The organism is Kluyvera ascorbata ATCC 33433, assembly GCF_000735365.1.
Lineage (GTDB): Bacteria > Pseudomonadota > Gammaproteobacteria > Enterobacterales > Enterobacteriaceae > Kluyvera > Kluyvera ascorbata.
Map to the genome: position 1 here is coordinate 1 of NZ_JMPL01000167.1, position 7,118 is coordinate 7,118.

At 54.9% G+C, this 7,118-nt stretch carries 4 protein-coding genes and 2 pseudogenes; 2 read left to right on the forward strand and 4 right to left on the reverse strand.

The annotated features are described in order from the left end of the window. A pseudogene (locus GKAS_RS21980) lies at positions 1 to 638 on the reverse strand (bifunctional aconitate hydratase 2/2-methylisocitrate dehydratase); the annotation flags it as partial. 466 nt (positions 639 to 1,104) lie between these two features. On the opposite strand from GKAS_RS21980, the gene GKAS_RS21985 reads away from it, so the two are divergent. Together GKAS_RS21985 and GKAS_RS21990 are read left to right on the forward strand one after the other, a co-directional pair. Beyond that, positions 1,105 to 2,775: a DUF3300 domain-containing protein gene (locus GKAS_RS21985; RefSeq protein ID WP_035897477.1), complete on the forward strand. Its 1,671-nt coding sequence runs from the start codon at positions 1,105 to 1,107 to the stop codon at positions 2,773 to 2,775. Positions 2,776 to 2,786: 11 nt separating this feature from the next. After that, positions 2,787 to 3,593, forward strand: a complete 807-nt coding sequence (locus GKAS_RS21990; protein ID WP_035897478.1) for a DUF2950 family protein — start codon at positions 2,787 to 2,789, stop codon at positions 3,591 to 3,593. Between the two features lie 60 nt (positions 3,594 to 3,653). On the opposite strand, the gene GKAS_RS21995 is transcribed toward GKAS_RS21990, so the two are convergent. The 3 genes and pseudogenes from GKAS_RS21995 to aceF all read right to left on the reverse strand — a co-directional run. Next, the gene (locus GKAS_RS21995) at positions 3,654 to 3,938 is read right to left on the reverse strand and encodes a hypothetical protein (protein ID WP_035897480.1); all 285 of its coding nucleotides are present in this window, start codon (positions 3,936 to 3,938) and stop codon (positions 3,654 to 3,656) included. Between the two features lie 322 nt (positions 3,939 to 4,260). After that, complete coding sequence (gene lpdA, locus GKAS_RS22000; RefSeq protein ID WP_035897481.1) at positions 4,261 to 5,685, reverse strand: dihydrolipoyl dehydrogenase; 1,425 nt, start codon at positions 5,683 to 5,685, stop codon at positions 4,261 to 4,263. Between the two features lie 206 nt (positions 5,686 to 5,891). After that, positions 5,892 to 7,118: pseudogene (gene aceF / locus GKAS_RS22005) on the reverse strand (pyruvate dehydrogenase complex dihydrolipoyllysine-residue acetyltransferase); the annotation flags it as partial.

Genomic DNA, 7,118 nt, shown 5'->3' on the forward strand with positions numbered 1-7,118 from the left:
TGATCCGGGTCAATGCCTTCGCGGGCGTTTTTCAGCATCGCCAGAGCGTGCAGAGGAATATCCGGGCGGGACCAGGCATCCGGCGCCGGAGACAGGTCATCGGTGTTGGTTTCACCGGTCACTTTGAACACGGTAACGGTGATTTTATCTGCCAGCGCAGGACGGCTCAGGAACCATTCGGCATCAGCCCAGGACTGAACTACTTGCTTAGCGTAGGCGTTACCCGCTTTGGCTTTCTCTTCTACGTCGTAGAAGTTATCGAACATCAGCAGAGTGTGGGACAGCGCTTTGGCAGCAATCGGAGCCAGCTTCGCATCGTCCAGGGCATCAATCAGTGGATGGATGTTGTAACCACCCTGCATGGTGCCTAACAATTCGATGGCTTTTTCTGGGGTAACCAGTGGGGAAGTGGCTTCGCCTTTCGCGACAGCGGCGAGGAAACCCGCTTTAACGTAGGCGGCTTCATCAACGCCCGGCGGTACACGGTTGGTTAACAGGTCTAACAGGAATTCTTCTTCGCCAGCAGGCGGATTCTTCAGCAGCTCAACCAGCGCGGCCATTTGGGTTGCATCTAAGGGTTTGGCAACAATCCCTTCGGCGGCACGCTCAGCTACGTGCTCACGGTATTCTTTTAGCACGACGGTATCTCCTCGCTCTCATTGTCATATGCGGTCGGCGATCTCTTCACGCTCCTGTGAGACAGCAGTTTGTAGGGTAAAAGCCCGGTACCGCGAGGCCAGCATAGCAGGATTTCAGAAGGGTGTTAATCTGTTTACAAAAAAGCAACATTAAATATTTGCTGAATCGTTAATGTTGATATAACAGATTAAAAAAAGCCGTTTTACGATGAAAAAAAACCATCGAAGCGCCGGGGTATTAAACATTTTGTTATGAAAGTATGACATCTAAGAGGATGAAAAACGGGCGATGCTGACGTCGAGGCGCGATTATTTTGCCCGCTCTTTGACAGTGTAAACTCTTGTCAGATTTCCCTACTCACCGCAAAAATCCCTGCTTTAATCAAAAAATAAACAACGGCCTCATTATACTCGCGGCATATCCGACTCCTCTGTTACGGACTGTGTAGTTCCCTGGAGAACCACCATGACTTTGCCCTTTAAGCCCCACTATATTGCGCTTATCTGCAGCGCCGGGTTACTTGCGGCCGCCGGCACGCTGTACGTCAAAAGCCGGGAGCCCGTCGCGCCCGACGCGCCGCCTGCGGTGGCGGTAACAGCACCTGAAGCGGCCCCTGCCCCGGTCACCTATACCACCGCACAAATCACGCAGTGGGTAGCCCCTATCGCACTCTACCCAGACCCGCTGCTGTCGCAGGTGCTGATGGCCTCAACCTATCCGGATAGCGTGACGCAGGCGGTGCAGTGGTCGAAAGACCATCCCGGCCAGCAGGGCGATGCGGCGGTAAAAGCCGTGGCGAATCAACCGTGGGATGCCAGCGTGAAGTCGCTGGTCGCCTTCCCGCAGCTGACGGGCATGATGGGTGAAGACCCGCAGTGGGTGACCAACCTCGGTAACGCGTTCCTGGCGCAGCCACAGGACGTCATGGATGCAGTACAGAAACTACGCCAGCTCGCCCAGCAAACCGGCTCGCTGAAATCGACGCCGCAGCAAACGGTCACCACCGCCAAACGCGTGGCCTCCTCGACGTCCCCCCATTCCACCAACAGCGCGCCGACGGTTATCAAGATTGAACCGAGCAACCCGCAGGTGGTATACGTGCCGAACTACAACCCGACGGTGGTTTACGGTAGCAGTTGGCCTTATACCTCCGCGCCGCCGGTCTATCTGCCGCCGCCTCCGGGGCAGCAGTTTGCCGACAGCTTTGTGCGCGGTTTCGGCTATAGCCTTGGGGTAGCAACCACCTATGCGATTTTCAGCAACATCGATTGGGATGATGACGACCACCATCATCATGACAATGACCACCATGATGATCATTATGACGATCACGGCGGCCATCCATCGGGCTATCAGCACAATGGCGATAACATCAACATTAACGTGAATAACTTCAACAAGATAAGCGGGCAGAATATCAGCGGCCAGACGATGGGCTGGCAGCACAACCCGGCGTATCGCGGCAACACGCCGTACCCGAATAACAACGTGGCGCAGCAGTTCCACCAGACCAACGTGCCAGGTGGCCTGAGCGCTACGCACCAAACGCCGGGCGCGCTTGCACCTCATCAAACGGAAGCGGTCGGCGGGTTGAGCGCCACTCAGCACGCGCAGCCTAACCGTGACAGTCAGCGTCAGGCGGCGATGTCGCAGCTACAGCAGCGCACGCATATTGGTAGCGGCAATGCCAGCCCAGCCGGGCTGGGCTCCCGTGATGCCCAGCGTAATGCAGCAACACAGCAGTGGAATCAGGCAGCGCAGCGGAATAACTTCCGCGGCTACGACGCCCCAACCAGCCGAACGCCGAGCCATACGGTTTCGCCGCGCGCCGCAGCACAGCAGCATATTCAACAGTCGCATCCGCAGTTGAATGCGACCCAGCATCAGAATCTGCAAACGCATGAACGGTTAAACGGCCAGACACCGCATCTGAATGCTGGAATGATGGGTCAGAACAGCGCGCTGCGCGCCAACGGCGGCGGTCTGCGCAACACGGCGCTCAGCGGCAACGAAAGTCGCGCGCCATCATGGCAGGCGCAGCAGTCTCGAGGGCTACAGAGCCGCCACGCTTCCGGCCTTAGCGCTGAGCAACATAATGGCGGTATTGCCGGGCACCATGAGTTCCGTCGACGCTAAAGGATAATGTGATGAAAAAGCAGATACAGATAGCGCTGCTGGTGCTGGCGATGTCACCACTGATGGCGCTGGCGCAGCAAACCTTCGCCACCCCGGACCAGGCCGCAAGCGCGCTGGTCAACGCGGTCACGCAGAAAAACGATGCTGAGCTAGACAACCTGCTCGGCGATAACTGGCAGCAGTTCTTACCCCCCGACGGCGTCGATCAGGATGCCGTTGATCGCTTCCTGCGCGATTGGCAGGTTAATCACCGTATCGTCAATCAAGGTAATACCGCCTGGCTGGACGTCGGTAATGACGGTTGGCGATTACCGATTCCAATGGAAAAAAAGGCCGATGGGTGGGAGTTCAACATGGCCGCGGGGAAAGATGAAATTCTGACGCGTGCCATCGGGCGTAACGAACTGTCAGCCATTGAGGCGATGCACGCCTACGTGGATGCCCAGCAGGACTACTACCAGTTGAACCATGCCTGGGCGCAGAAAATTATCAGTAGCGAAGGGAAAAAAGATGGCCTTTACTGGCCTATCGCGCCGGGAGAAACGCCAAGTCCCTTAGGGCCAAACTTCAGCCCAGCAGCTCCGGGGGAAGGCTATCATGGCTACCATTTCCGCATTCTGCCTGAAGGCGACAAAGGCGACGTTGCCTTACTCGCCTGGCCCGTTGAATGGGGACAAACTGGCGTGATGAGCTTTATGATTGATCAAAACGATCGCGTTTATGAAGCCAATTTGGGCGCTGAGTCTGAACAGAAAGCGCAGGCGATTACCCACTTTGATCCCGATGCCAGCACGGGCTGGCAGGCGGTTGCAGAGTAAAAAAATGCCCGGCGGCGTCTGTACGCAGCCGGGCATTCTTCAAACAACGATACCGTTAACTTAGCCCTGATGCGGCATCAGTTCAGGGTGGCCTTGCACCGCCGGCTTGCTGCTGGTCAGCGCGGCTTCATCGGCGCTGATGCTGCCGGAGTTATCGGCCCACACCCCTTCCTGCGTTTTTGTCACCTGCTGATGCTCAGCGTTCAGGTTCTGCCCCATCGCAGCGATATGCGTACTTTCGGTACCGCCGCTGTTATCGGCCCACGGAATCGTCGCATCGCTCGCAAAAGCCATACCGGAAACCAGCGTTGCAGCTAAGGCTGCCGTCGTCAGAAACATTTTCATCGTCTCAACCCTCAATTTGTTAGCCTGCTATCAGTTTATATCGTGATTATTATTCAAGTTGCGGCAAGCGTTAACAGAACGTTTCGAGATTAAAGGGAGAGAAGAGGATGAAGATGCCGAAAACATAGCGATAGCGTCGGAAAACTGTAACCCGCTTCGAAAACTTTGCTACGGTTAGACATAACTCGTTGCCAGAGAGCATAAAAAAAGCGGCCGTTAAGCCGCTTTTTTCTATGGTAGCCCGGACGAGGCGTTAGCCGACTCCGGGAGGACCATGCGCTTCCCGGCGTCGCTATGCTCGGCCGGGCTCCGGGTCAGAAGATTACTTCTTCTTCGCTTTCGCGTTCGGCAGGTCGGTAATGCTACCTTCAAAGATTTCTGCTGCCAGGCCAACAGACTCGTGCAGAGTCGGGTGAGCGTGGATGGTCAGCGCGATATCTTCAGCATCACAGCCCATTTCGATAGCCAGACCGATTTCACCCAGCAGCTCGCCGCCGTTGGTGCCGACAATCGCACCACCGATAACACGGTGAGATTCTTTGTCGAAGATCAGCTTGGTCATACCGTCTGCGCAGTCGGAAGCGATAGCACGGCCAGAAGCAGCCCACGGGAAGGTGGCGGTTTCATAGCTGATGCCTTTCTCTTTCGCTTCTTTCTCGGTCAGACCAACCCAGGCAACTTCCGGATCGGTATACGCGATGGATGGAATCACTTTCGGATCGAAGTAGTGTTTCTGGCCTGCGATAACTTCGGCAGCAACGTGACCTTCGTGAACACCTTTGTGCGCCAGCATTGGCTGACCGACGATATCGCCGATAGCAAAGATGTGCGGTACGTTGGTACGCAGCTGTTTGTCGACGTGGATGAAGCCACGGTCGTCAACTTCTACGCCAGCTTTGCCCGCGTCGAGGTTTTTACCGTTCGGTACGCGACCGATAGCCACCAGCACGGCGTCATAACGCTGTGCTTCAGCAGGTGCTTTTTTACCTTCCATGGAAACATAGATACCGTCTGCTTTTGCTTCAACGGCGGTCACTTTGGTTTCCAGCATCAGGTTGAATTTCTTGCTGATACGTTTGGTGAAGACTTTAACGATGTCTTTGTCTGCAGCCGGGATAACCTGGTCGAACATTTCAACCACGTCAATCTCTGAACCCAGCGCATGGTACACGGTACCCATTTCCAGACCGATGATGCCACCGCCCATAACGAGCAGGCGTTTTGGCACTTCTTTCAGTTCCAGTGCGTCTGTAGAGTCCCAAACGCGTGGGTCTTCATGTGGAATGAATGGCAGTTCAATCGGACGGGAACCCGCCGCGATGATAGCGTTGTCGAAGTTGATTACGGTTTTACCGTTCTCGCCTTCCACTTCCAGGGTGTTTGCCCCGGTGAATTTACCCAGACCGTTTACCACTTTTACTTTACGGCCTTTGGCCATACCAGCCAGACCACCGGTCAGCTGAGTGATAACTTTCTCTTTCCAGGTACGAATTTTGTCGATATCGGTTTTCGGTTCGCCGAAGACGATACCGTGTTCAGCCAGCGATTTGGCTTCTTCGATAACTTTTGCAACGTGCAGCAGTGCTTTAGAAGGGATACAGCCAACGTTCAGACAAACACCACCGAGGGTGCTGTAACGTTCTACGATTACGGTTTCCAGACCTAAATCAGCGCAACGGAATGCAGCAGAGTAGCCCGCAGGACCTGCCCCAAGTACCACGACCTGAGTTTTAATTTCAGTACTCATCATGACCTCTATCATTTGTATCCGGCGGTCTGACGTTATAGTTATTACGCCCATCATCCACCGGGACGTTCTATCCGCGTGTATTTTACAAAATTGTTAACAATTTTTAAACAACAAACGGCAAACGATTTTGTCCTTTGTTGCTGATAACCCCAAATCATCCTGAGGTTATCAGAAAAAAGCCGGCCGTCTGGCCGGCTTTTTCATTACATCACCAGACGGCGAATGTCGGACAGCATGTTGTTGATGATGGTGATAAAGCGCGCACCATCAGCACCGTCGATCACGCGGTGGTCGAAGGAAAGAGAAATTGGCATCATCAGACGCGGCATAAACTCTTTACCGTTCCACACTGGCTCCATAGAGGACTTGGAGACACCGAGGATCGCCACTTCCGGCGCGTTAACAATCGGCGCGAAGTGGGTGGTACCCAGGCCGCCGATGCTGGAGATGGTGAAGCAACCGCCCTGCATTTCGCCAGCGGTCAGCTTACCGTCACGCGCTTTCTTAGAGATCACAGTCAGTTCACGGGACAGCTCGGTAATGCTCTTCTTGTTCACGTCTTTGAAGACTGGAACAACCAGACCATTTGGCGTATCAACCGCAACACCGATGTTGATGTATTTCTTCAGGGTCAGGCGCTGACCATCTTCAGACAGAGAGCTGTTGAAGCGCGGCATCTGTTCCAGAGCAGCAGCAACGGCTTTCATGATGAAGACCACTGGGGTGAATTTCACGTCCAGTTTACGTTTTTCAGCTTCGGCGTTCTGCTGTTTACGGAACGCTTCCAGATCGGTGATATCGGTCTTATCGAAGTGAGTAACGTGCGGGATCATCACCCAGTTACGGCTCAGGTTAGCACCAGAGATTTTCTGGATACGGCCCAGTTCCACTTCTTCGATTTCACCAAACTTGCTGAAGTCGACTTTCGGCCAAGGCAGCATGCCCGGGATACCGCCGCCAGCGGCTGCCGCAGGCGCAGCTTCAGCGCGTTTAACGGCTTCTTTCACGTAAGCCTGAACGTCTTCGCGCAGGATACGGCCTTTACGACCCGTACCTTTCACTTTCGCCAGGTTAACGCCGAACTCGCGCGCCAGGCGACGAATCAGCGGAGTAGCGTGAACGTAAGCGTCGTTCTCAGCGAACTCGGTTTTACCTTCAGCCTTCGCAGCCGGTGCGGCAGCTGGTTTAGCAGCCTGAGCCGGTGCAGCAGCAGGGGCTGGAGCCGCCGCGGCTGCCGGAGCAGCAGCAGGTGCTGCGCCTTCCACTTCGAAGACCATAATCAGAGAGCCGGTAGACACTTTGTCGCCGGTGCTGATTTTGATTTCTTTCACGGTACCCGCGAACGGAGCCGGAACTTCCATAGAAGCTTTGTCGCCTTCTACGGTGATCAGTGACTGCTCAGCGGTCAACTTTGTCGCCCACTTTCACCA